Raw genomic sequence first — 26,097 nt, 5'->3', positions numbered from 1 at the left:
CAGCGGGACGACAAGTCGCCCGGCACGGCCGCCCTTTGACGACTGCCAGCAAATGGGCGGCGTGAAATGCCTTCGATCGGCTACTGGGAGAGAGGCTAGAGCGATGGTTCGGAGTGAGACAACCATTCGAACAAAACCGGTTGAGTTTAGCTCGGTTCAGTGAGCCCTTTCAGGCTGGCCACTGATCGGGTGACGCGGACGAGGCGGGGGTGGTCGGTCGTGGTGCTCCAGCGGTGAGGCAACTTGCCACAGCAAGCGGCGACTTCGTCGGTACGGCGGAGGTGTTGCGGCCTCGTGAACCCTTTACGTGCTCGTCACGAGCGAGTAACTTCACGCCCCGCAAGTTGTTGCTGAAACTTTCTGACGGACCATGCAGTGGGCGGAGCGGGCCACAAGCCCCGTACACGCGCGTCACCCCCTGCCGACCCGAGCCGGAACCGGTGCGACTTCCCGTGCGCCGGTACGGCCCCGTTCACCGCAGCGGAAGCCGCTGCACGTCTCATGGAGCCGCAAATGGAATGCCCCCCACGCGGGCGTCTGAGAAGACCCCTGGCGGCAGCGCTCGCTGCCTCGGGTGTGCTGGGCCTGCTGTCCACGGCCCCCGCCCTGACCGACACCGCGACCGCAGCGTCGGAGGCGACGGCCAACTCGGCCACCGTCTTCTATTACACCAAGACCCGTGACTGGACCGCGTACAACCTGCACTACGCGCCGGACGGCGGCGCCTGGACCGCTGTGCCGGGCGTGCGGATGGAGCCGGCCTGCACCGACTGGGTGAAGAAGACCGTCGACCTCGGATCGGCGTCCGGGCTCAAGGCGACCTTCAACAACGGGTCCGGCGTCTGGGACAACAACGCCGGCAAGAACTACGACCTGGGCACCGGCACCATCACCGTCAAGGACGGCGTCGTGGCCCACAGCGATCCGTGTGCGGGGACGGACCCCGCCCCGGACCCCGGGGGCAACACCGCCTCCGTCTACTACTCGACCACGGCCGTGGGCTGGACCACCACCAACCTGCACTACCGGCCCGCGGGCGGCTCGTGGACACAGGTCCCCGGCGTCGGCATGGAACCGGCCTGCACCGGCTGGGTCCGCAAGACCGTCAGCCTGGGGACGGCCACCAGCCTGACGGCGGCGTTCAACAACGGCAACGGCGTGTGGGACAACAACAACGGCAAGGACTACACCGTCCCCGCCGGCCTCAGCACGGTGAAGGCCGGAATCGTCACCAAGGACGCGACGGACCCCTGTGCCGCCGAGCCGCCGGACACCCAAGCGCCCAGCGTTCCCGCCGCGGTGACGGCCCAGGCCGACGGCGTTTCCATCCTGCTCACCTGGGAGCCGTCGACCGACAACAAGGCAGTGACGAAGTACCAGGTCACCCGCACCGGCGGCACGCGGGGCACCCAGATCACCGACGTCGGCTCCACCGTCCTGTCCGACGCCAACCTGGAGCCGGGGACCGCCTACACCTACACCGTCAAGGCCGTGGACGCGGCCGGGAACACCTCCGCGGCCTCCGCAGCGGCCACGGCGACCACCGGTGACAGGCCGCCCACGCCCCCCGCGGGCAAGCCGCTGGGCACCGACCCACGCAAGGACCCCGTCTACTTCGTCCTGACCGCCCGCTTCAACGACGGCGACACGAGCAACAACCGCGGCGGCAATCAGCACGTGAAGTCGGGCAACGCCGCCAACAACGACCCGATGTTCCGCGGCGACTTCAAGGGCCTGATCCAGAAGCTCGACTACATCAAGGGCCTGGGCATGTCCGCGGTCTGGATCACCCCGGTGGTCCTGAACCGCTCGGACTACGACTACCACGGCTACCACGGCTACGACTTCTACAAGGTCGACGCCCGCCTCGAATCCGCGGGCGCGTCCTACCAGGACCTCATCAACGCGGCGCACGCCAAGGGGATGAAGATCTACCAGGACGTCGTCTACAACCACTCCTCACGCTGGGGCGCCAAGGGCCTGTTCACCCCGACCGTCTACGGCGTACGGGACACCCAGTGGAGCTGGTACTACGACGAGAAGAACGAGGGCTTCGAGTACGACGGCCTGACCGTCGAGCCCAAGTCCGGAAAGTCGTACTACAACGGCGACCTGTGGTCGACCGCCGAGCCGTCGGGCAACACGTGTGTCAACTGGGGCAAGCCCACCCAGTACACCTCCCCGGAGGGCTACCGGATCTACAACTGCCAGTGGCCCAGCCCCACGTCCGGCATGTTCCCCGCGCAGTACTACCACAACTGCTGGCTGGGGAACTGGGAGGGTGAGGACTCCCGCTCCTGCTGGCTCCACGACGACCTCGCCGACTTCAACACCGAGTCCGCGGCCGTGCAGAACTACCTGATCGGCGCCTACGACAAGTACATCGACATGGGGGTCGACGGCTTCCGCGTCGACACCGCCGTCCACGTCCCGCGCACCACCTGGAACCGCCGCTTCCTCCCCGCGATCCAGCAGCGCGTCATGCAGAAGTTCGGTGCGGAGGCCGCGAAGAACTTCCTCGTCTTCGGCGAGGTGGGCGCCTTCGTCAACGACAAGTGGAACCGAGGCTCGGTCAACCACTCCGCCCAGTTCTTCACCTGGAAGGAGCGCAGGGAGTACTCCGCGGACGACGCCAAGGCCGCCCTGGAGATGTACGACTTCGAGAACCAGGCCGGACCCGCCGCCCAGCCCACCTCCACCAACGCCTTCCTCGACGGCAACGCCTACCACGCCCCCGACCACAGCAGGTTCTCCGGCATGAACATCATCGACATGCGCATGCACATGAACTTCGGGGACGCCACCAACGCCTTCAACAACGGCAAGGACTCCGACGACGCGACCAACGACGCCACCTACAACGTCGTCTACGTCGACAGCCACGACTACGGTCCCAACAAGTCCGGCGAGCGGTATGCGGGCGGCACCGACGCCTGGGCCGAGAACATGTCCCTGATGTGGACCTTCCGCGGCATTCCGACGCTCTACTACGGCTCCGAGATCGAGTTCCAGAAGGGCAAGAAGATCGACTGCGGGCCGTCCTGCCCGCTGGCGACCACCGGCCGCGCCTACTTCGGTGACCATGTCGCCGGCTCCGTCACGGCCTCCGACTTCTCCCAGGTCTCCTCGGCCTCCGGAGCGGTCGCCACCACGCTCCAGCAGCCTCTGGTCAAGCACGTCCAGCGACTCAACGCGATTCGCCGGGCCGTCCCCGCCCTCCAGATGGGCCAGTACTCCACCGAGGGCATCACCGGCGGCATGGCCTACAAGCGCCGCTACACCGATGCCGCCTCCGGCACGGACAGCTTCGCCCTCGTGACCGTCACCGGTGCCGCCACCTACAGCGGCATCCCCAACGGCACTTACCGGGACGCCGTCACCGGGGACACCCAGGTGGTCACCGACGGCAAGCTGAACGTCGCGGCACCGGGCAAGGGCAACCTGCGCGTCTACGTGCTCGACCTCGGCGGCAAGAACGCCGCACCGGGCAAGATCGGCGCAGCAGGCCCCTACCTCAAGTAACCGCTTGTCCGTCATACGGCCGTGGTGGTCCGGAAGACCGTTCCCGTACCCGAGACGGCGACCTCTTCACCGGCCGGCACATAGGCGGAGGCGCCCGGCGGGAGGACGACCTCGTCCCCGGGGACGGTGAGCCGGGCCGAACCCCGGGTGCACACCAGGATCTGGGGCCGGGCGCCTGGCAGGGTGTGTGCCTTCTCGCTCCCGCCCAGCACGAGACGGGACAGCCGGAAGTCGTCGACGGGCGCGGCGTACACCTCCTCGACGTCCCCTCCGCCCGCCGGACGCACCACCTGTGCCGGGAGGGCGTCGAAGCGGACGACGCGCAACAGTTCCGGTACGTCCACGTGCTTGTCGGTCAGGCCGCAGCGCAGGACGTTGTCCGAAGCGGCCATCACCTCCACACCCAGCCCCGCCAGGTACGCGTGCGGTACGCCGGCGCCGAGGAACAGTCCCTCGCCGGGGGCGAGCCGGACGTGCCGGACCATCAGGGCGGCCACCGCGCCGGGGTCACCCGGGTGCGCCCGGGCTATCAGGTCGTACACCGCGAAGGTCTCCCGGAACGGTCCGGGCCGCCGGGCCGCCGACGCCAGCGCGTCGCCGACCAGGGCCGCCAGGTCCGGGCCGAGGCGGAGGAAAGCGGAGAAGACCTCCCGCAGCGCGTCCTCCTCGGGGGCCGAGCGGAGCCTCGCCGCGTACGGGGCGAGCCGGTTCACCCGCAGGGCGTCCAGCAGATCGGCGCACTCGCGCGGTGGACGGAACCCGCACAGGCCCTCGAACGGGGTGAGCGCGACGATCATCTCCGGTTTGTGCTGCGCGTCCCGGTAGGTGCGGTGCGGTGCGTCGAGCGGGATGCCCTCGGCGTTCTCGTGCGCGTATCCGGCGGCCGCCTGGGCCGCGTCCGGATGCACCTGCAAGGACAACGGGGCATCGGCCGCCAGCAGTTTCACGAGGAAGGGCAGCCGCGGCCCGAAGCGGCGCACGGCCGCGTCGCCCAGCTCGCCCCGCGGATCGGCCTCGATCACCTCGTCGAGCCCCAGCAGCCGCCCACCGCGCCGCACGCGTGACGGAGCGGAGGGGTGCGCGCCCATCCACAGCTCGGCCTGCGGCGAACCGTCCGGGCTGACGCCCATGAGGGCGGGCAGCGCGGTGGTCGAGCCCCAGGGATAGGGGCGGACGGGGTTGGTGAGGCGGTCCACGGGGTGCGCTTCCTGTTCTCGAGGGGTGGGCCGCGGTGGCGCTGAGGCGAGCGGCTCCGTCGTCAGCGGGAGTGTGCCTGCTTCTGACAACGTTGTCTAGTCGGTGGTGGGCGCCATCGGGTCCGGTTCCCCGAGCCGCCGTCGCCCACCCGACTCGTCGTCTTGGGGCGGGCGCCCCCGCGGCCGTCGTCCGCGTGCCGGGCCGTCACGGTTCGTCGGGCCGGGCCGTCACGGTTCGTCGGGCCGGGCCGTCACGGTTCGTCGGGCCGGGCCGTCACGGTTCGTCGGGCCGGGACTCGTAGTACAGGCTGTGGAAACGGCCGTCCTCCTCGTACCCCGCGGGGTCACCGCCCAGCGCCCGGACCGCCGCGACCGCGTAGCGCCGTTCGCGCTCGTCGGTGAAGAGGCGCTGCGGGTAGGGGCGGGTGACGTCGACGGTGGTGTGCAGACCGTGGTCGGCCAGGGTCCGGGCGATCGGCTGGTACGACACCGTCCGCAGCACGAACGCGCTGACCCAGACCGGTCTGCGGGCGCCGTCGAGAAGTGCCGCGAACGTCCGGGCGGTGATGTAACTGCCGCCGCCCGTCAGCGTGATGAGCCCGACCTCGGCGAGCGCGCGGCGCAGGGCGGGTCCGGGCGAGCCCTGCTCCAGGTCGTCGGAGAACGCGGCGTCCAGCAGGCCCGCCTCGAGCGCGTAGTGCACGGCGGGGACGGAGACGTCCAGGCCGTACACCGGCACCGCGTCCGGCCGGCGCCGCGAGGCGTAGAAGGCCCTGTCCGACGCGCTCAGCTCCGCCGTCGACATGGCCCGCGTCTCCGGGGACGTGTACCGCTCGTACATCTCGGCCAGCGTCACGTCATGGTTGAGCAGCGCCGCGTTGATCCCGTAGGAGCAGCACAGGTCCAGCACCGCCGGCCGGTGGGCGCGGGCGTCCTCGGCGGCGGCGCGTTCGGCGGCGGCCCGCCGGAAGACCGGCTGGGCGTGGTGCGGGATCTCGTACTCCAGCGGTGCCAGCTCCCTGAAGTAGGCGCGGGGATCCGGTGCGCCGTAGACGTCGTCGAACCGTGACTTGCCGCCCGCCGCGCCCTCGGTACCGTCACAGCCGGGTCCGCCCATGCCGTACTCCTCCTCGCAGCCCGCATCCCTGCCTGCCCCCATCATGACGCGCCTCGCGTGCCGGATCCGTCAGCCGTACCGGGGACCGGGCGGCTTTCGGCCTCCGCGGACGCCGGCCGCGCGGGGCGTCCCCCCCCCGCATGCGCCGCCACGGGCACGGAGCCGGCCGCGGCCGTGCCGGACGGCACCGTCCGAGGTCTCCGCGCGCCGGGGACAGGGCCCGCCCCCGCGCCCCCGTACCCCCGCTGACCGAGTGATCATCCAGCGGCTCGCGGGGCCGGTCGCCCCGGTCGCACCCGCCGTTTTGTTGGGTGGGGGCGGCAGGGCGCGGCCGGGCGGGTGCCGTCCGGGTGACGGGCCGCGGCCGGCGGGCACGCCGCACGGAGCAGCCTGGCCGGCGGGCCGGGGAGCCACGGCACACGGCCACGACGCGCAGGACGACCACCGAGGGAGGCACGACCCCATTGCCCACTGCTGCGCAAGCCCGCGCGGGGCTCTCGTGAGACCCGTGGCCCACGACCCGTCAGGACGGCGCTGGGCGGCCACGGCCGTGGTGTGCGGCGGCCTCTACCTCCTCGGACTGGACCTCACGGTCCTCAACGTGGCCATCCCCGACCTCGAGGCCGACCTCCAGCCGTCGGCCGCCCAGTTGCACTGGATCGTCGACGGGTACGCGCTGGTGCTGGGAGGGACCGTCCTGGCGGTGGGGACGCTCACCGACCGGGTCGGGCGCCGGCTGTCCTTCGTCACCGGACTGCTGCTGTGCGCGGCGGCCTCCGCCGCCGGCGCGCTCGGCCACGCGCCGTGGCACGTCATCGTCTCCCGCTTCTGCATGGGGGCCGGTGCGTCGCTGATGATGCCCGCCACCCTCTCCATCATTCGCAACCTGTTCACCGCCGCGGAGGAGCGGCGGCGCGCCATCGCCCTGTGGACCGCCGTCGCGGGCGCGGGCGGACTGACGGGGCCGGTCGTCGGCGGGTGGTTCGTCGAACAGTCCTCCTGGCGGTCGGTCTTCTGGCTCAACATCCCGCTGGCCCTCGTGCTCGCCGTCCTCACCCTGTGCCTCGTACCGGAATCGCGTGACCACGTGCGCGAACGCCTCGACCTGCGCGGTGCGCTCCTGTCGGCCGCGGGTCTGCTCGCCCTCGTCTGGGCGGTCATCGAGGGCCCGACCCGTGGCTGGGACAGCCCGGTGGTCCTGTCGGCGTTCGCCCTCGCCGGGGCGCTGCTGGCGGCCTGGGTGCGGCAGCAGCACCGGTGCGCCGAGCCGTTGCTGCCCCCGGCGGTCCTGCGCGATCCGCGTGTCGCGGTGGGGGCTGCCGCCCTGGCCCTGATGTCGTTCGCCCTCTTCGGGGCCCTGTTCGTCATGACGCTCTATCTGCAAGGTGTCCTGGACTGCACCCCCTGGCAGGCCGGGATCCGCACCGTGCCCCTGCCCGCGGCGCTGGCGGTGGGGGCCTTCGCCGCCCAGCCGCTCATCGTCCGGTGGGGCGAGCGGGGCACCGTCGTCACCGGGCTCGTCGTGGTCACCGCGAGCCTGGTGGTGCTGGCCGGCACGGACACCGGCTCCGGCTACGGGCACCTGCTGGTCGTGCAGACGGTCGCCGGCCTGGGCGCGGGCATGACGGCCTCGGCGGGCACCGAAGCGGTCATGGGTGCCGTCGAAGCGGAACGGGCCGGGCTCGGCTCCGCGGTCAACGACGCCTCCCGTCAGGTCGGTTCCGCCCTCGGGGTCGCCGTTCAGGGGTCGCTGCTGTCGACCGTCTACACCGACCGGATCCGTGAGGCCCTGGCCGGACCGTCGGTCCCCGCCCGGGTGGTCGCCGCGGCCGGCGACAGCATCGTGGCGGCGGCGGGACTCGCGGCCCGTCTCCCCGCGGCCGACGGCGCGGCACTGCGGCGGCTGGCGGAGGACGCCTTCGTCTCGGGCCTGACCCGGGCCGCGCTCGTGGCGGCCGTGGCCACCGCGGGGGCCGCGGCGGCTGCCTGGCGCTGGTTCCCGGCGCACCGCCCCAGCCCCCGGCGGTCCACGGCGCCCGATTCGCCGGCCCGTCCGGCGCACGAACCGGGCGCGGCGCGGTAGGCCACCGGGTGCCGGCCGTCGCTGCCGGCGGGTGAGCGGCAGTGACGGCCGTGAGGGACGGCGACGCGCGCGGTGCGCGGGCGTCACGCCCCCTCACCTGCCCCCTCACCTGCCCCAGATCCTCCGGTACGCCTCCCGGTACCCGGAGGGGTTCCAGGAGCCGGCTCCCGCGCTGTTGTCCGCCGTGGAGACGTGGACCGGTGCGACGTAGCCGCTGGGGGGACGGCCGGAGAAGGCGCGGTTGAACTCGTCGGTGATCTGCCAGCCCTGGAGGGACAGCGGCTCGGGGACGGTGGCCGCCTGGTACTGGCCGCTGTTGACGCGCTGGAAGGCGGACGGGTCGCCGTCACCGGCGCCGATGTTGAAGGGCGGGCCCGAACCCTTCTTCCCGGCCGCGCGGAAGGCGGGGGCTGCGTCGGCGAAGTACAGGTCGTTGATCGCGACGGAATGGGTCCACCGGCTCCCGAGGCGGGAGAGGAGGAAGGAGACCTCCCTCGGGGTGCGGGTGCTCGCGTCCGGGATCGGGATGTTCTCGTACGCCAGCAGCCGCACCCCCGCACAGGCGGCCAGCCCCTTCCTGATCAGGTCGGACTTGTGCCGGGCGAAGGGGATCGAGGCGTCGGTGAAGACGACGACCCCGGCGTTGCCGCGGGAGCGGGCGATGACCCACTGCGCGCTGACCGCGGCGACGTCGTCGACGTCGGTGGTGACGTTGGTGTAGAGCCTCGGCCGCGCGCTCGGGCCGGGCGAGGCGACCGCGTGCCAGCCGATCAGCGGGATGCGCGCCGCGGTGGCCCGCGCGACCTGCTGCGCGGTCGAGCCGGGATCGAAACCGCCGATGACGATGCCCGAGGGCGCAAGGGCCACGGCCTCGCTCAGCGCCGCCTGGATACCGGCGGGGGTGCCTCCGCCGTCGATCACCCGGACGTCCCAGCCGATGACCCGGGCGGCCTCCCGCACCCCCTGTGCGACGCCCGCCACTCCGGGGTTGGTCATGGTCTGCGCGACGTAGACGAGGGTCTTGCCGGGCACCGCCCGGGGGCCGTCGGCCGGTCCGTTCCAGGGGACGTCGGTCCTCTCCGCCCGGGCCACGGCGGCCTCGGCCTCCGCCTGGACCGCGGGGCAGCCGCTCGGGCCCGTGCTGGACTCCCCGGGCCCCTGCGACGAGCCGCGTTCGCAGCCCGTGAGGGCGGCCGTCGTCAGCAGCAGGGCCAGACACACCGTCCGGGCCGTGCCCCCTCCCGGCGGGCCCCCGCCGTCGCGGCGCACGCCGGCTCCTCGCCAAGGGGTGTGGGACCGGGTACGCGGGCGGCCCGGGCGGCGCGTCATCGGGTGCCGCCCATCCTGCCGGCGTCCGGCTCCGCGGACGGCGGTTCCGGCGGCGGGGCGGGCGCGTCGGCCCCGGTGCGCAGGCGGCGGGCGGAGTAGCCGGCCAGGCCGACGGCGAGCAGCAGGGTGCCGCCGTGGAACAGGGGAATCGTCCAGAAGTCGGCGCCCAGCTGGCCGATGCCGGTGAGGCCGACGGCGAGTACGGCGACGGCGACCAGCGTGCCCAGGGCGTTGGGCCGGCCGGGAGTGATCGCGGTGGAGCCGAGGAGGGCGCCGACGAAGGCGGGCAGCAGGTAGTCGAGGCCGACGCTTGGGTTGCCGATCCGCTGCTGGGCCGCGAGCAGCACACCGGCGCAGGCGACGATCAGGCCCGAGGCGGTGAACGCGTAGACGGTGTACCTGCGGGTCGGGATGCCGAGGAGGTCGGCGGCGCGCGGGTTCGAGCCGATGACGTGGAGACACCGGCCGAGCGGCAGCCGCTCCAGCGTCAGCCAGCAGACGGCCGCGAGGGCGAGCACGTAGAACGCGGGCAGCGGAACGCCGAGCAGCCGGGAGTCGTAGAGATCGGTGAAGGCGGCGGGCAGACCCTCGGGGCCGGGGACGATCCGGCCGCCGCCGGTGACCCAGCCGGTGACGGCGTACATCATGCTGCCGGTCCCGAGGGTGGCGATGAACGAGTCGATCCGGCCGAACACCACCACGAGACCGTTCAGGACGCCCACGGCCACCCCTCCGGCGACCACCACCAGACAGGCCCATGGCCAGGGCCAGTGCTCGCCGACGATGAGCTGCATCACCATGACGTGCGCCAGGCCGAGGCCGTAGCCGAGGGAGAGGTCGAACGCGCCGGTGACGATCGGGATCGTCGCGGCGAGCGCGAGGACGGCCGGGATCGACTGGCTGGACAGCAGCGACCGGACCGTGTCCGGCGTGGGGAACGTCCGCGGCAGGAGGAGGGAGAAGACGAGGAAGAGCAGCGCGGTCAGGGCCGGCAGGCCGTAGGCGCCGAGGAGGTGCCCGGCGGGTCGCCGGCGGTGCCGCCGGGTCGTGGGGGAGGGCGGCGGGGCGGTCATGAGCGCGCCGCGGTTCCGGCGGGGGGCAGGGCCGAGGCCGCCCGGGTCAGCCCGGCGACCGTGAGGCCCGGGCCGCTCAGCTCGGCCGTCACGGAGCCCCGGACGAACACCAGGGCACGCCGGCACACGTCCGCGACCTCCTCGAAGTCCGCGGAGACGAGCAGTACCGCGAGGCCGGCTGCGAGGGCCTCGTCGAGCAGGCGGTGGACGGCCGCCTTGGCCCCGACGTCCACGCTCGCGGTGGGCTCCTCCAGGATCAGCAGGCGCAGGCCGGCCCGGAGCCACCGGCCGATCATGACCTTCTGCTGGTTGCCGCCGGACAGGGTGCCGATCGGCGCCTCGGTGTCGCGGGGGCGCACCGCGAACCGTTCCATCAGGCCGGCGGCCTCGGCGCGCTCGCGGCGGGGGCTGATCCAGCGCAGCGCCGGCAGGCCACCGGCACGCGGGTTGGCCAGAAGGTTCTCCCGTACGGTCAGCTCGGCGGCGCAGCCCTCCCGCTGCCGGTCGCCGGGCACGAAGCCGACACCCAGGCGGACGGCGTCGGCGACCGTGCGGGGGCGGTACGGCCGGCCGCCGAGCAGGACGCGGCCGGCGAGGAGGGGCCCGGCGCCGGCGAGGGCCCGGCCCAGCTGCGCGTGCCCGGCGCCCGAGAGGCCCACCAGCCCGAGGGCCTCCCCGGCCCCGAGCTCCAGGCCGACCGGTCCGGCGCCGGCGGTCCGTACGCCGTCCAGGGTCAGGACGGCCGGACCGGCGGCTGGCGCCGCGGCGGGACGGTGCGGGGCCGGTTCCCCGCCGACGATGTCCCGCACCAGACGGGCGGGGCTGTGGCCCGCCAGGGCGCCGTGGCTGACGAGGCGGCCGTCGCGCAGCACGGCGAAGGCGTCGGCGACCTCGTACACCTCGTCCAGGCGGTGGCTGACGTACAGCAGGCCGTGCCCCTGGTCGCGCAGGGCGTGCAGGGCGCGGAAGAGCGCGGCGCGGTCCGCGGCGGGCAGGCGCGCGGTCGGCTCGTCCAGGACGACGAGTCGCGCCCCCTCGGCCAGGGCCCGGGCGATGGCGACCAGCGAGCGCTCGGCGGGGGAGAGGCGGGCGGCCGGCGCCGCCGGGTCGAGGTGTCCGGCGACCGTCGTCAGGGCCTTTGCGCAGCGCTCCCGGGTGCGGCGCCAGGAGATCAGCCCGGCGCGGCGCCGGTAGCCGATGCCCAGGGCGATGTTCTCGGCGACCGTCATCCAGTCCACGAGGCCGAGGTCCTGGTGGATGAAGGACATGGCGCGGGAGGCGCCCTGGCTCCCGAGCGGGTGCCCGGCCACCGTGACCTGTCCGGCGTCGGCGCGGTGGACGCCGGCGAGCACCTTGATGAGGGTGGACTTCCCGGCTCCGTTGGGGCCGAGGAGGGCGAGGACGCGGCCCGCGTGGACGTCCAGGTCGACCCCGTCGAGCGCGAGGGTCCCGCCGAACCGCTTGGTGAGCCCGCGGATGCGGACCAGTGGTTCGGCGAAGCTGTCGGGAGCGTCGGGAGCGTCGTGCACGGACATCTCCGAAGGTCGCCTGGCGGTCCTCCCCGACTGTCGTCCCCGATCCTAATGGGACGAGCGATGACATATACGGCATTTCGTGCATCCGGTGTCACCGACGGGTCGTCGCCGCCGGTCTCAGGCGCCGTCGAGGCCGCATTCGGCCCAGATGACCTTGCCCTGGGGCAGGTAGCGCGCCCCCCAGCTGCGGGCCAGCTGGGCGACGAGGAACAGGCCCCGGCCGCCCTCGTCGGTGCTGGCCGCCCGGCGCAGGTGCGGGGCGGTGTTGCTGGTGTCGGAGACCTCGCAGATCAGGCTGCGGTCGTACAGCAGCCGGACGCGGACCGGTCCGGAGCCGTGCCGGATGGCGTTGGTGACCAGTTCGCTGAGCATCAGTTCCGCGGCGAACGCGGCGTCGTCCAGTCCCCAGTCGGCCAGCCGGCGCAGGGCGCCGGCGCGGACCTCGGCGACGCGGGCCGGGTCGGGTTCCAGGTCCCAGACGGCGATGCGGTCGGGGTCCAGGGCGCGGGTGCGGGCGACGAGCAGGGCGATGTCGTCCTGGGGGTGGGCGGGCGCCACGGTGTCGAGGACCACCTGGCAGGTCTCGTCGGGCGTGCGCTCCGGGTGGGCCAGGGCCTCGCGCAGCTGGTCGAGGACCCGGTCGACGTCGCGGTGCCGGTCCTCGATGAGCCCGTCGGTGTAGAGGACCAGCTGGCTGCCCTCGGGGAGCTCGGTCTCGACCGCCTCGAAGGGCAGCCCTCCGAGGCCCAGCGGGGGCCCGGCGGGCAGCTGCGGGAAGGACACCGTGCCGTCGGGGCGGACCAGCGCGGGGGGAGGATGGCCGGCGCGGGCCATGGTGCACCGCTGCGTGGTCGGGTCGTAGATGGCGTACAGGCAGCTCGCGCCGATGATGTCGGCGTCCTCGGCGGGGGAGTCCTCCCGGTCCAGGCGGGCCACGAGGTTGTCGAGGTGGGTGAGGACCTCCTCCGGCGGGAAGTCGAGTTCGGCGAAGCTGCGTGCGGCGGTGCGCAGCCGGCCCATGGTGGCGGCAGAGAGCATGCCGTGGCCGACGACGTCCCCGACCATGAGGCCGATACGGGCGCCGGAGAGGGGGATGACGTCGTACCAGTCCCCGCCCACGTCGGCCTCGGCGGGCAGATAGCGGTGGGCGACGTCGACGGCGTCCTGGTCGGGCAGCCCGTGCGGGAGCAGGCTGCGCTGGAGGGCCAGGACCATGGTGCGTTCGCGGGTGTAGCGCCGGGCGTTGTCGATGGACAGGGCGGCGCGGGAGGCGAGTTCCTGGGCCAGCGAGCGGTCGTCGTCGTCGAAGGGGGCGGGGTCCCGGCCGCGGTAGAAGGCGGCGACGCCCAGCACCACTCCGCGGGCCACCAGCGGGACCGCGATGAGGGAGTGGACGTGGGTCAGCAGCTGCCCGGTGTGCTCGGGGTCGTGCGCCAGCCAGCCGGCGGCGACGTGCAGATCGGGTTCCAGCACCGCTTCCCCGCCGGTCAGGGCGCGCAGCTGCGGCGTGGCCGGGCCGTAGTCGACCTGCTTGCCGACCGGGTGGAAGGGGCAGTCGTCGCGGACGCCGTGGACCACCGCACGGCACAGGTCGCCGTGCGGGCCGGCGGGCTCCTCGCCGCGCAATACCGCCTCGGGCAGGTCGATCGTGACGTAGTCGGCAAGCCGGGGCACCGCCGTCTCCGCCAGTTCCCGGGCGGTGCGGCACACGTCCAGGGTGGTGCCGATGCGCGTGCTGGCCTCGGACAGCAGCTCCAGGCGGCGTCGTGCGGCGAGCGCGTGCCGTGCCACCTCCGGCTCCCCCACGAGCAGCAGCCTCCTGGACGCGGGCGCGGAGGCGTCCTGACGGCCGTCCGGTCCGGCGTGTGCGGCACCCGCGCCGAGGCGGCCGGACGGGGTGGGGCCGGCGGCCCCCGGCGGCGGTGTGGCGCGGGCGGCGGCGAACCCGGTGTTCAGGCCCGGCGGCGTGTGGATCCGCCGGCTGCCGAGGAGGGGTTCGCGCGGTGCGGGGCCGGGCAGGACGGCCTCGATGGCCAGGCCCTCCACCCCGGTGGCGCTCGTCATCGGACGGCTCAGCAGTGTCACGCACCGGCCGTCGGGCAGCAGGACCGGGACCGCGGCCCGCTGCGCGCGGGAGATCAGCTCGGTGGCCTTCTCCAGGAGGACCGCACGGTCGCGGGGGCTCAGCGCGGGGGCCAGCTCGTCCAGGCCGATGCTGTGGTGACGGCCGACGGCGGCTTCGGCGTCGGTCTCCAGGTACGACCGCAGCAGCGCGCGCTCCCGGGCGGAACTCTGCCCCAGCAGCCGCCGTTCGATGGCCCGCGCCGCCTGGCGTATCACGGTGGCCAGCGCGGGGTCGTCGAAGTCGCGGGGATAGCCGAAGCACAGCACGCCCTCGACGCCACCGCTGAGCGGGTCGCGGACCGGGATCGCACGGCACGCGCTCGACTGGGCGCGCTCGGCGAAGTGCTCCGCACCGTAGACCCGTATGAGCTGCCGCTCCACCAGCGCGAGACCGATGCCGTTGGTCCCCGCGAACTGCTCGGCGAAGACGAACCCCGGCACCCGCTGGATCGCCGGGAGGCTCCTGGCCATGGACGTCTCCCCGAAGCGGCGCAGGAGGACGGTCCCGCTCGCGTCGGCGACGCAGATGTTCATCCGGCTGCCGGCGAACCTCTGCTGCAGCCGGTCGAGCACCGGCACGGCGGCGCGGACGATCCGTGCCTCCCTGTCGTAATCGGCCCGGAAGGGGAGGTCGGACCGGTCGGGCGAGAGCCCCAGGGACCGGCAGCGCTGCCACGAACCGGAGATGGGCGTGCGCACCCCCGCGTCGACCGGTCCGCCCTCCAGGAAGCGCTCACGCGAGCGGACGGGCTCCTCGCCGCCCGTCGGACGCCCCGTGGGCGTCGGTGCCCCGCCGAACCGAACCACGCTCCGCCTCGCTCGCGACAGTCAGCTTTCCGGAAACAATCTGACATAGACGAGAATACGGATATCAGGGGAAAGGGTCACGACGAACGTTCCCGCTCACGCACCGGAACCCCTCGTCCCGGTCGTCACAGCACCGCCACCGGGTTGACCGGCGAACCCGTCCCGCCCGGCACGTTCAGTGGCGCCACGACCAGCAGGAACGCGTACCGTCCGGCCGCCGCCGCGGCGGCGGAGAGGGCTTCCAGGTCGAGGTTGTCCAGCAGCGGCACCCCCATCGCGGCGATGGCCAGGGCATGGACCGGCGAGTGCACGCCGGCCACGGGCGAGGGCCGTACGTCGCTGTCGCCGTCGCCGCCCAGCAGGACGGCGCCACGCTCGGCCAGCAGCGGTACGGCGTCCACGTGGAAGCCCGCGCTCCCCGTGTCGGGGTCCCAGGCGCCGAGCTCCGTGCGGCGACGGACCTGCCCGGACCGCAGGAGCACCGCGTCGCCCTCGCCGATCGTCACGCCCAGCGCCCGCTCCGCGGCGGTGATGTCCGCCGCGTGCACCGCGTGGCCCGGCTCCAGCCAGCGGACCCCGAGGACGGCGGGGAGGTCGAGCAGGACACCCCTCGTGACGAGGGGCCCGAGCGCCGAGACCGCGCCGAAGCGGGCGCCCGCGGCACCGACGACGTCGCCGGCCGTCCGGCCGTCGTAGAGCCGTCCCCGGTAGGCGATGTGGCACAGGGCGTCGAGATGCGTGACGCCTTTGCCGTGGTAGTCGGCGGCGATGAAGTCCTTGTGGGTGGAGGGCTCCGGCCCCTCAACGTTCCCGAGGTCGGTCATGTGGTGCAGGGCGGGCCTGCGGTTGTCGGGGCCGGGCCGGGTGTTCCAGGGCAGCGCCAGCGGGACGACCTGCCCGGACCGCACTGCCCCCGCGGCCCGCCGTACGTGGTCCGCGGTCACCCGGTTCCAGGCGCCGCGGTCGGCCGGGGTCCAGCGTCCCCAGGTGCGCACCACCTCGAACAGAGCGTCGAACTCCCGGCGGGAGACGGCGGGCCCGTCGCCGGCCCCGACCGCTTCGCGATCGGGACCGGGGCGTCCGGCGGTGGTGTGCGCATCGCGGCCACCGGGATCTTCGGCGGGACCGGTGGTTTCACCGGGGCCGGTGGCGCTAGCGGGGCCGCTGGTTTCACCGGGACCGGTGGCGCCGGCGGGGCCGGTGGCTTCACCCGGACCGGTGGCTGGGTCGGGACCGGTGGCTGCGTCGGGACCGGTGGCGCGGGTGTGACCGGTGGCGTGGGTGTGACCGGTGGATTCGGCGGGACCGGGATGTCCGGGGGACTCCGACGTCATCTGTACTCACCGTGTGTGTGGGGGCGCCGGCTCGCCCGGTCACCGATCGGCCGGGGTGATCCGCCGGCCCGTCAGGCTCGTGGGCCGGATCGACACCCACATCTCGCGCTCCCCGCCCGCCCACGGCGTCGTGTGCGCGCGCTGGGTGAGCCGGCGCACGGTCTCGGGGTCCGTCACCACACTCGCCGGACCGACGGCCAGCACGCTCCAGCCCCGGCTCATGGCCTCGTCCACGTGGTCCACCTCGAAGGCGACCTCCGTGTCCGCCGCCGCCGCGGGCAAGGAGTCGGGCGCGGTCCGGAAGACGATGGCGTCCCCGTCGACCTCGTAGTTGACCGGGACCACCGCCGGGCTGCCGTCGGGCGCCGACACGGCGACGCGGCCCACGCCGTGCGTGGAGAGCAGGGTGCGGCACTCGTCCGGGCCGAGGTCCAGGAGCCGGGGATGCGGCAGCGCGTGTCCCTGGCCCGGCGGGGAATCGACGCCGCCGCCCCGCAGTGCGGCGACCGTGGTGCCCAGCGCGTCCGCCAGTCTGATGAGGGTCGCCAGGGACGGGTCGGCCGGCCGCTCCTCCAGGTAGGCCAGGTAATCGGGCGACATCCGGGCCCGGCCGGCCGTTTCCTCCCGGCTGAGTCCGCGCCGCGCGCGTTCGGCGGCCACGCGCCGGCCGATGTCGCCCGGATCGTTCACCCCCGCCGGCCGGGGCGCCGTGGAGCCCGGCGCGCCCTCGTCCGGATCCGGCTCCGGCCGGGGCGCTGCCACGGGCTCCTCGTGATCGAGGTGGCGGATGTGGGCGTCGGGCCCGGGGAACACGAGTGTCACCTCGTCCGTGTCCGACCAGCGCACGTCGTAGGGGGGTGTTCCGTCGTCGTGGTGGAGTCCGACGATCTCGCCGTCGCGCCTGGCGGCTCCGGTCGCCGGGCTCTCGATGACGAGTTGGTCGCCGAGGTGAGCTCGCATGATCGCCGCCCTCTCCTCAGAATGGTGCTGTATCCAACCTGCCACGCGGGCCCCGGCGCCGCACGGGGCGAGTCCCGGGACCGCGGGGGCGGGCGTCCCCGCCCCCGCGCGGCGGTCCCGACGCACCCGCGAGGTGGGGGAGCCAGGAGGTGATCACGGTGCGAGCGCTCGTCTACCACGGCCCGGCGCACACCTCCTGGGACACCGTCCCCGACCCGGTGATCGAGGAGCCGACCGACGCCGTCGTGCGGGTGGACGCCACCACCGTCTGCGGCACCGACCTGCACATACGGCGCGGCGACTTCCCCGAGGTGGAACCGGGGACGGTGCTCGGTCACGAGGCCGTCGGCGAGGTCGTGGAGACCGGAGGGCAGGTCCACCGCCGCCGCCCCGGGGACCAGGTGATCGTGTCGTCCGTCTCGGCCTGCGGTGAGTGCGGTGAGTGCCGCGACGGCCGGTACGGACAGTGCCACGGGGGCGGCGGCTGGATCCTGGGCAACCTGGTCCACGGCACCCAGGCCGAATGGGTGCGCGTGCCGTTCGCCGACCACTCCACCACCCTGCGCCCCACCGGCCTCCCGCTCGACGACGCGGTGCTGCTCGCCGAACTCCTCCCGACCGCCTACGAGGTCGGCGTCCGCAACGGACGGGTCGGCCCGGGACACACCGTCGTCGTGGTGGGCGCCGGCCCCGTCGGCCTGGCCACGGTGCTCGTCGCACGGCTCTACTCGCCGCGCAGGATCATCGTCGTGGACCTGGCCGGGGCCCGGCTGGACACCGCGGCCCGGGTGGGGGCGGACGCCGCCCAGTCGCCGGGGAAGATGATCGCCGACCTGGCCGAGGGGCCGGGCGCCGACGTGGTCGTCGAGGCGTCGGGCGATCCGGAGGGCTTCGTACTGTGCACGCGCGCCGTCCGCACGGGAGGGCACATCGCCAACGTCGGCACGCACGGCAGGCCGGCGACGCTGCACCTGGAGTCCCTGTGGCGCAAGAACGTCACGATCAGCACGGGCCAGGTCGACACGTCCTCCACCCCCTGGCTGCTGGAGCTCGTGAGGTCCGGCCGCCTCCCCGTCGCCCAGTTGGTCACGCACACCCTCGGTCTGGATCGCATGGCGGACGCCTACGAGGTGTTCGCGCACGGCACCGACACCGGCGCCCTCAAGGTCGTGCTGCACCGCGGCTGACCGGCGGCCGCGTGGCGGCCTGCGGCCGGAAGGGACCTCAGGGCCCCGGCGCGGGGGCCGTTCGGCCCCAGGCGCCGCCGGGCCGGGCGCGGTGCACTGGAGGGGTGCGGCGACGGGACGGCGCGGCCCGCCCGATGGCTGCCGTACCGGACTTCTCCGACAATGCACGCAGGACCGCCGACAACGCACGCGAAACGGCCGACGAAGGACAACGGATCCGAGGTGCTCATGTCCCCTGCCGTCCACCAGGACCGCACCGCGCTCACCGACGAGGAACTCCGCACGCTGGACGCGCACTGGCGCGCCGCCGACTACCTGTCCGCGGGACAGATCTACCTCATGGACAACCCGCTCCTGACCGAGCCGCTGCGGCCGGAGCACATCAAGCCGCGGCTGCTGGGCCACTGGGGGACCTCGCCGGGACTCAACCTCGTGTACACCCACCTGAACCGCGTGATCAAGGCCCGCGGACTGAACGCGATGTGCGTGTGGGGCCCCGGTCACGGGGGACCGGCCGTCCTCGCGGGCTCCTGGCTGGAGGGCAGCTACAGCGAGACCTACCCCGACGTGCCACGGGACGCCACCGGCATGGCCCGGCTGTTCCGGCAGTTCTCCTTCCCCGGCGGCGTGCCCAGTCACGTCGCCCCCGAGACTCCGGGCTCGATCCACGAGGGCGGGGAACTCGGCTACTCGCTGGCCCACGCCTACGGCGCCGCTTTCGACAACCCGGACCTGCTGGTCGCGTGCGTGATCGGCGACGGCGAGGCGGAGACCGGCCCGCTGGCCGCCTCCTGGCACTCCAACAAGTTCCTCGACCCGGTGCACGACGGTGCCGTGCTGCCGATCCTGCACCTCAACGGCTACAAGATCGCCAATCCGACCGTGCTCTCCCGGCTCCCCGAGTCCGAGCTGGACGAGCTGCTGCGGGGATACGGCCACGAACCGCTGTACGTCACCGGCGACGATCCGGCCGCGGTGCACCGGGCGCTGGCCGCGGCCTTCGACGACGCGCTGGACCGCATCGCGCTGATCCAGCGCGCGGCGCGCCGGGAGGGGGCCGGCGAGCGGGCGCGGTGGCCGGTCGTCGTGCTGCGCACGCCGAAGGGCTGGACGGGGCCCGCCGAGGTCGACGGGGTACCGGTCGAGGGCACCTGGCGCGCGCACCAGGTGCCGCTCGCCACCGTGCGGGAGAACCCGGCGCACCTGGAGCAGCTGGAGCGCTGGCTGCGCTCGTACCGGCCCGGGGAACTGTTCGACGCCGACGGGCGGCCGGTCGCCGACGTCCTGGCCTGCGTCCCCGACGGCACCGCCCGGCTCGGCGCCACCCCTCACGCCAACGGCGGCCTGCTCCTGCGGGACCTGCCCGTCCCCGCCCTCGACGGCATCGCCGTACCCGTCGACAAGCCGGGTACGACCCTGCACGAACCCACCCGGGTCCTGGGCGACCTCCTCGCCCGGGTGATGCGGGACACCGGACCGCGCCGGGACTTCCGGCTCGTCGGCCCGGACGAGACGGCCTCCAACCGGCTCCAGGCCGTCTTCGATGCCAGCGGCAAGGCATGGCAGGCGGGGCTGCTTCCTGTCGACGAACACCTGGACCGGCACGGCCGCGTGATGGAGATCCTGTCCGAACACCTCTGCCAGGGCTGGCTGGAGGGCTACCTGCTGACCGGCCGGCACGGCCTGTTCTCCTGCTACGAGGCGTTCGTACACATCGTCGACTCGATGGTCAACCAGCACATCAAGTGGCTGAAGACCTCGCGCGAGCTGGCCTGGCGGGCACCCGTCGCCTCCCTCAACTACCTGCTGACCTCGCACGTGTGGCGCCAGGACCACAACGGCTTCTCCCACCAGGACCCCGGCTTCGTCGACCACGTCCTGAACAAGAGCCCGGCGGTGGTGCGGGTCTACCTCCCGCCGGACGCCAACACCCTCCTGACGGTGGCCGATCACGTCCTGCGCAGCCGCGACCACGTCAACGTGATCGTCGCGGGCAAACAGCCCTGCTTCGACTGGCTCTCGCTGGACGAGGCGCGCGTGCACTGCGCCCGCGGAGCCGGCATCTGGGAGTGGGCCGGCACCGAAAACGGGACGGAACCCGACGTGGTGCTCGCCTGCGCCGGGGACGTGCCGACCCAGGAGGTCCTGGCCGCGGCCCAGTTGCTGCGCCGGCACCTGCCCGGCCTGGCGGTGCGGGTGGTCAACGTCGTCGACATGACGCGGCTGCTGCCGCGCGAGGACCACCCGCACGGCATGACCGACTTCGAGTACGACGGCCTGTTCACCACCGACAAGCCGGTGATCTTCGCCTACCACGGCTACCCGTGGCTCATCCACCGCCTCGCCTACCGCCGCACCGGCCACGGGAACCTGCACGTGCGCGGGTACAAGGAGTCGGGCACCACGACCACCCCGTTCGACATGGTGGTACGCAACGACCTCGACCGGTACCGGCTGGTCATGGACGTCATCGACCGCGTACCCGGCCTCGCGGTACGCGCCGCCGCCGTACGCCAGACCATGGCCGACGCCCGCACCCGGCACCGGGCGTGGATCCGCGAACACGGCACCGACCTGCCGGAAGTCGCCGAGTGGAGCTGGCACAGCTGAGCGCCGGGTGCCCTGCCGTCCCGGGCCCGGGACGGCAGGGCACCCCCTCGGCGGATCAGCGGCCGAGCAGGCGCTTGACCTTCTTGCCCTTGACGGACTCGCCCAGCGTGTCCCACAGCTTCGCCGACCCGGTGTACGTGTACACGCCCGGAGCGCCCTGGGCCGCGCAGCCGTCGCCGTACGACACGACGCCGATCTGGTACACCCCGCGGCGGCCCGGCAGCTTCCGGAACATCGGTCCGCCGCTGTCGCCCTGGCAGGAGTCCTTGCCCTCGACGCCCGCGCAGACGTTGACCTTCTTGTCGTAGCCCGGGTACGACGCCTTGCACTCGATGTGCGACACGATCGGGACGTCCACCGCGCGCAGCCGGTCCGGGTACTCCGGCACCTCGGTGTCGGTGTTGCCCCAGCCGATGACCGTGGCCTTGGCGCCCGGGCGGATCAGGGCGTCCGTGCCGGCGGTGGGCAGGTTGACCGGTGCCGTGCCGGTGACGGGCTTGTCCAGCATCAGGAACGCGATGTCGTACGCCTCCTGGCCCTTGGTGTAGCGCGGGTGGACGACGATGTCGGCGACGTCGCGCAGGTGGCCCTGGTTCTTCTTGGACAGCACCGTGCGGCCGACGACCGTTTCGAGCTCCTTGGGCTGCGTGCCGACGACGCAGTGCGCGGCCGTCATGACGATGTACGGGTCCAGCAGGCTGCCGCCGCAGAACTGCCGGTCGTGCGGGTTGCCCCGGCCCTTGGCCAGCAGCGCCGCCATGAACGGGTAAGCGCCGACGGGCTTCTCGGTGCCGCCGATGATGGGCGCGGCCGGGCGGCCGGGGCGGGCCGGTGCCGCCGCGTCGGCCATGCCGGTGGACGTACCGACGAGTCCGAGCGTCGCACCGGCGGCGATCGCCACGGAGGCGATGCGCCGGGTCGCGGTTCTGTGGGCGGTCGAAAGACGCATGGGGGGTGTCTCCAATCTCCGATGGGCCGCCACGACGCCGGACGCGCGAGGCGCTCGACCGGGCGAGCGACGTGCGACCCGTCCCGTCGGTGGCGGCATGCCGCCCTGTCAGATGGCAACTCGCCAAGGGAGGTTCCCGAAGGCGCCGGGCGGTGCGGACCGGATGGGCCGTCTCCGGCGCGTGCCGTCCCGACGCCCCGCCGCGCCACGCACGACAGGGCGCCCCGGCCGCCGCCGTGCCCCGCCGGCCGTTCAACTGCGCGTTGTTGACGGAGGGTTGGAGCGCGGATAGCGTCCCCGGCATGCGGACCTCTTCGCGGTTCACCCGGCGGCGCGCCATCGATCTGCTGCGTGTCGCCGCCGCGCTCTGTGGCTGACGCCGCTCCGCTCGCCGCAGCCGCCCCACGCCCAACGCCCGCCAGGGCGGTCTCCCGCGCGTGCGCGTGCGCTCGGCGCGTCCCGCCACCGCACCCACCCGCACCCCGCACCCATCCGCACCCCGCACCCACCCACACCCCGCACCCACCCGCACCCCGCACCCATCCGCACGGCGCACCCACCCGCATCCCGCGCCCACCCGCACCGCGCGCCCCGCGCGCCCCGGTCAAGGAGGATCCGTGAACCCGCTCAGAACCCGCCGCTCCGCCCTGAAGACACTGGGCTGGGCCGCCCTGCCGGCCGCCGGCACCACCGTCCCGGCCGCCACGGCCGCCGCCGCGGGCGAACGGCGGCCCCGCCCGTCCGTGGCCCTCGACTGGTACGACACCACGGCCGCGGCCGTCGCGGCGGCCGGCGCCGCCACCCAGATCACCAACAGCCGCACCTGGGCCATCGGCTGGCTCGCGGCCGCCCGGGCCACCCGGGAGGTGCCGCCCGGCGTCGACCGGCACGCGTTCCAGGACGCGGCGCTCGCGACCGCCGTGCACGACTCCCTGGCGGCCCTGCTCCCGTCCCGCGCCCAAGAACTGGACGCCGCGCTGCGCGCGACGCTGGACCGCCTTCCGGACGGACCGGCCACGTCGCAGGGCGAGGCGGCCGGTGCGCGGCAGGCACGGCTGGTCCTCGCCTCGCGCGAGGGCGACGGCCTCGACCCGGCGTCGGTGAACACACCGTTCACCGTGCCCCCGGCGGCCCCCGGCGTGTGGCAGCCGACCCCGCCCGGTTACGCCCCGGCCGCGCAGTACGGCAACCGGAGCGCCCGGCCCTTCCTGCTGGACTCCCCCGCCCGGTACCGGCTGCCCGCACCGCCCGCGCTGGACTCCGCGCGCTACCGGGCCGACCTTGCCGAGGTCCGCGCGTACGGGGCCGTGGACAGCACCGTGCGCACCCCGTCGCAGACCGAGACCGCCACCTTCTGGTTCGGCTCCTCCCTGACGCTGTACACCGAGCCGCTGCGCATCGCCCTGGCCCGGGCACCGCGGTCGACCGCCGCGCAGGCCGAGCTCGTGGCCCTGTTCCACATCGCCTGCGTGGACACCCAGATCGCCACCTCCGACAGCAAGTACGCCCACTTGCGCTGGCGCCCGGTCACGGCCATCCGTACGGGCGTGATCGACCCCGACCCCGTGTGGACACCGCTGCACGTCACGCCCGCCCACCCCGACTACCCGAGCGGGCACAGCAGCTTCGCCGGCGCGGCGGAGACGGTCCTGACGGCGCTCACCGGGCCCCGCACCGCACCCTTCGAGCTGACCAGTCCCACCGCTCCGGGGGTGACCCGCACCTACACCGCCTGGAGCCGGCTCTCCCAGGACAACGTGGACGCCCGTGTGTACTCCGGCATCCACACCCGCTCCGCCGACGACGCCGGCCTCGTTCTCGGCCGGCAGGTCGCGGCGCACGCCCTGCGCAACGCCGCCCGCTTGTCACTGAGCCGGCCCTAGGCCCCGCGCCGCCGGCCGGTGCGGCGGCTCACGCGGCGGCCCGCGGGGGCCGGCCCCGGCCGGCCGGACCCTGCGGAGCGGGCCGGGGAGGCGCCCGGGCCGGGGAGGCGCCTGGGCCGGGGAGGCGCCTGGGCCGGGGAGGCGCCCGGACCGGGGAGGCGCCCGGGCCGGGGGAGGCCGACGCGGCGGCCCGTACCCCGCTCCGGATGTGCCCCGGCCCGGTCCGGGCCGACCATGGACGGGGGTGGCACGACCGCCGGCACGGCGAGCCGAGGCGCCGACCGGGAGGGAAGATGAGGCATGGGCACGACGGAATCCCCCCGAACGGGCGGCGGCCGGTCAGTGGCGGACCTGGCCGCGCCGCCCAGCGGCCTGCTCGATCTCCTCAGCGTCGCCGCGGTGGTCGTGAACGCGGAGGGCCAGGTCGTCTTCTGGAGCCCGAAGGCCGAGGAGCTGTTCGGCTACAGCGCCGCGGAGGCCCTGGGCCAGTACGCGGCACGGCTGACGGTGCACGAGGAGCACCAGGACGAGGTGATGCGGCTGTTCGCCGAGGTCATGGAGTCCGGCACCGACTGGGCCGGCGCCTTCCCCATCCGGCACAAGGACGGCGGCACCCGCCTGGTGGAGTTCCGCAACATGCGGCTGCTGGACGACCTCGGTGACGTCTACGCCCTGGGCCTCGCCGCGGACCAGGCCACCGTGGAGCGGGTCGAACGCGACGCCGCCCTGGCCATGCGCCTGGTGTCCCAGTCCCCGGTCGGGCTGGCCATCCTGGACACCGACCTGCGCTACGTGGCCGTCAATCCCGCACTGGAGCGCATCACCGGCCAGTCCGCCGCCGAGCGTCTGGGCCGCCCCGTCGGCGAGGTCCTCACCTTCCTCGACACGGACCCCGAGGCACGTCTGCGCCGGGTCCTCCAGACGGGGGAGTCGGTCGTGGACCGGGACATCGTCTGCCGTCCCCCGAACGACCCGGACCACGACCACGCCTGGTCCGTGTCGTACTACCGGCTGGAGGACTCCGCCGGCCGGGTGCTGGGCATCGCCTACTCGGTCATCGACGTCACCGAGCGTCATCGGTCGACGGTGGAGGCGACCCGGGCCCGGCAGCGGCTGGCCCTGATCGCCGAGGCCTCCGCCTGTGTGGGCACCACCCTCGATCTGGAGACGACGGCGCGCGAGCTCGCGGAGGTCGTCGTCCCGGTCCTGGCCGACGTGGCCGCCGTGGACGTACTCGACAGCGCCCTGGAGGGCCGGACCGCGCCGGAGGAGGGACCGGCCCGCTTCCGCGCCCTCGCCGTCGTCGCGGCCCACTCCACCGAGGTGGCCGACGCGGCCGACCCGCCGGGGGAGCTCGCCACCTACGACGCCGACCGCCTGATCACCCGGTGCGTGCGCACCCGCCGGCCGGTCGTGGTGCCCCACACCACCCGGCGGGACCTGGAGCGCATCGCCCGCCACGGCGCGGCCGCCGCCCTCCTGGAGCGCGCGGGCGTGCACTCCTATCTGGCCGTGCCGCTCATGGCCCGCGGCGAGGTGCTGGGCGCCCTCGACCTCACCCGCATCCGCAACCCCGCGCCGTTCGACGAGGACGACGTCCTCCTCGCCGGCGAGCTGGCCGCCCGGGCCGCCGTCTGCATCGACAACGCCCGCGGATACCAGGCACAGCGCCGTGCGGCCCTCACTTTGCAGCGCAGCATGCTCCCCGAACTGCCCACGCACCTGCCGGGGCTGAAGGTCGCGTGCCGCTACCAGCCCGCCGGCGCCACCAGTGAGATCGGCGGCGACTGGTACGACGCCATACCGCTCCAGGGAGACAAGACCGCCCTGGTCGTCGGCGACGTCATGGGCAGCGGTCTCAACGCGGCCGCCACCATGGGACAACTCCGCAGCGCCGCCCGCGCCTTCGCCGAACTCGACCTCGCCCCCGCCGAGGCCCTGCACCACCTCGACCACCTGACGGAAGGTGTCGAGCAGACCATCACCACCTGCATCTACTGCGTCTACGACCCGCACCGGGGCCAGTGCGAGATCTGCCTGGCCGGCCACCTGCCCCCGGCCCTGATGCGCGCCGGACGGCCGGCGCACCTGCTCGACCTTCCGCCCGGCGCTCCGCTGGGCGTCGGCGGAGTGCCGTTCGAGGCCGCCACCGTCCCCTTCGGCCCCGGCGACGAACTGATCCTCTACACCGACGGCCTGGTCGAAACCCGCAGCGAACCCATCGACGCCCGCCTGCACAGCCTCCTCGACGCCCTCACCGCGACACGCGGCCACGACCTGGACGACACCTGCGACCGCGTCCTGGACGACCTGCGCTCCCCCGACGGCGAGGACGACGTCGCCCTCCTGATCGCCCGAGCCGACTCCTGACCATCGAGGACGAGCCCC

At 73.9% G+C, this 26,097-nt stretch carries 15 protein-coding genes; 6 read left to right on the top strand and 9 right to left on the bottom strand.

The window, feature by feature from the left end:
• The first annotated feature begins 513 nt into the window (after positions 1-513).
• Entirely contained in the window at positions 514-3,522 is a 3,009-nt protein-coding gene (locus tag ABZ576_RS13450; RefSeq protein ID WP_360739530.1) for a carbohydrate binding domain-containing protein, read from the top strand.
• Positions 3,523-3,533: 11 nt separating this feature from the next.
• Here ABZ576_RS13450 and manA read toward each other — a convergent pair whose 3' ends face one another.
• Complete coding sequence (gene manA / locus ABZ576_RS13445; RefSeq protein WP_360739528.1) at positions 3,534-4,718, bottom strand: mannose-6-phosphate isomerase, class I; 1,185 nt, start codon at positions 4,716-4,718, stop codon at positions 3,534-3,536.
• A 274-nt stretch (positions 4,719-4,992) separates the two neighbouring features.
• Positions 4,993-5,835, bottom strand: coding sequence for a hypothetical protein (locus ABZ576_RS13440; RefSeq protein WP_360739526.1), 843 nt, complete (start codon positions 5,833-5,835; stop codon positions 4,993-4,995).
• 508 nt (positions 5,836-6,343) lie between these two features.
• Here ABZ576_RS13440 and ABZ576_RS13435 point away from each other — a divergent pair.
• Positions 6,344-7,918 (top strand): MFS transporter, encoded by a 1,575-nt coding sequence (locus ABZ576_RS13435; protein WP_360739525.1) that lies wholly within the window; start codon positions 6,344-6,346, stop codon positions 7,916-7,918.
• Between the two features lie 105 nt (positions 7,919-8,023).
• Here ABZ576_RS13435 and ABZ576_RS13430 read toward each other — a convergent pair whose 3' ends face one another.
• From ABZ576_RS13430 to ABZ576_RS13405, 6 genes are all read right to left on the bottom strand, one after another.
• The gene (locus ABZ576_RS13430; protein WP_360739603.1) at positions 8,024-9,124 is read right to left on the bottom strand and encodes a substrate-binding domain-containing protein; all 1,101 of its coding nucleotides are present in this window, start codon (positions 9,122-9,124) and stop codon (positions 8,024-8,026) included.
• Positions 9,125-9,243: 119 nt separating this feature from the next.
• Entirely contained in the window at positions 9,244-10,320 is a 1,077-nt protein-coding gene (locus ABZ576_RS13425) for an ABC transporter permease (RefSeq protein ID WP_360739524.1), read from the bottom strand.
• Positions 10,317-11,855, bottom strand: coding sequence for a sugar ABC transporter ATP-binding protein (locus ABZ576_RS13420; RefSeq protein WP_360739522.1), 1,539 nt, complete (start codon positions 11,853-11,855; stop codon positions 10,317-10,319). The genes ABZ576_RS13425 and ABZ576_RS13420 overlap by 4 nt, the downstream gene beginning before the upstream one ends.
• A 117-nt stretch (positions 11,856-11,972) precedes the next feature.
• Positions 11,973-14,786, bottom strand: a complete 2,814-nt coding sequence (locus tag ABZ576_RS13415) for a SpoIIE family protein phosphatase (RefSeq protein WP_360739520.1) — start codon at positions 14,784-14,786, stop codon at positions 11,973-11,975.
• A 125-nt stretch (positions 14,787-14,911) separates the two neighbouring features.
• Complete coding sequence (locus ABZ576_RS13410; protein WP_360739519.1) at positions 14,912-15,781, bottom strand: cyclase family protein; 870 nt, start codon at positions 15,779-15,781, stop codon at positions 14,912-14,914.
• A gap of 378 nt (positions 15,782-16,159) precedes the next feature.
• Positions 16,160-17,080, bottom strand: coding sequence for a pyridoxamine 5'-phosphate oxidase family protein (locus ABZ576_RS13405; protein ID WP_360739517.1), 921 nt, complete (start codon positions 17,078-17,080; stop codon positions 16,160-16,162).
• A 158-nt stretch (positions 17,081-17,238) separates the two neighbouring features.
• On the opposite strand from ABZ576_RS13405, the gene ABZ576_RS13400 reads away from it, so the two are divergent.
• Together ABZ576_RS13400 and ABZ576_RS13395 are read left to right on the top strand one after the other, a co-directional pair.
• A complete protein-coding gene (locus ABZ576_RS13400; RefSeq protein ID WP_360739602.1) occupies positions 17,239-18,267 on the top strand; it encodes an alcohol dehydrogenase catalytic domain-containing protein in 1,029 nt (342 codons plus the stop codon).
• Between the two features lie 228 nt (positions 18,268-18,495).
• On the top strand, positions 18,496-20,877 hold the full coding sequence (locus ABZ576_RS13395) for a phosphoketolase family protein (protein ID WP_360739516.1): 2,382 nt from the start codon (positions 18,496-18,498) through the stop codon (positions 20,875-20,877).
• Between the two features lie 55 nt (positions 20,878-20,932).
• Here the strand turns inward: ABZ576_RS13395 and ABZ576_RS13390 are convergent, their stop codons facing one another.
• The gene (locus ABZ576_RS13390; protein ID WP_360739514.1) at positions 20,933-21,826 is read right to left on the bottom strand and encodes a serine protease; all 894 of its coding nucleotides are present in this window, start codon (positions 21,824-21,826) and stop codon (positions 20,933-20,935) included.
• 617 nt (positions 21,827-22,443) lie between these two features.
• On the opposite strand from ABZ576_RS13390, the gene ABZ576_RS13385 reads away from it, so the two are divergent.
• Together ABZ576_RS13385 and ABZ576_RS13380 are read left to right on the top strand one after the other, a co-directional pair.
• Positions 22,444-23,709, top strand: a complete 1,266-nt coding sequence (locus ABZ576_RS13385) for a vanadium-dependent haloperoxidase (RefSeq protein ID WP_360739513.1) — start codon at positions 22,444-22,446, stop codon at positions 23,707-23,709.
• Positions 23,710-24,009: 300 nt separating this feature from the next.
• Complete coding sequence (locus ABZ576_RS13380) at positions 24,010-26,079, top strand: SpoIIE family protein phosphatase (protein WP_360739511.1); 2,070 nt, start codon at positions 24,010-24,012, stop codon at positions 26,077-26,079.
• The last annotated feature ends 18 nt before the right edge of the window (positions 26,080-26,097 follow it).

The organism is Streptomyces sp. NPDC013455 (genome assembly GCF_040632975.1).
Taxonomy (GTDB): Bacteria; Actinomycetota; Actinomycetes; order Streptomycetales; family Streptomycetaceae; genus Streptomyces.
This window is presented reverse-complemented; position numbering and strand designations above follow the sequence as displayed.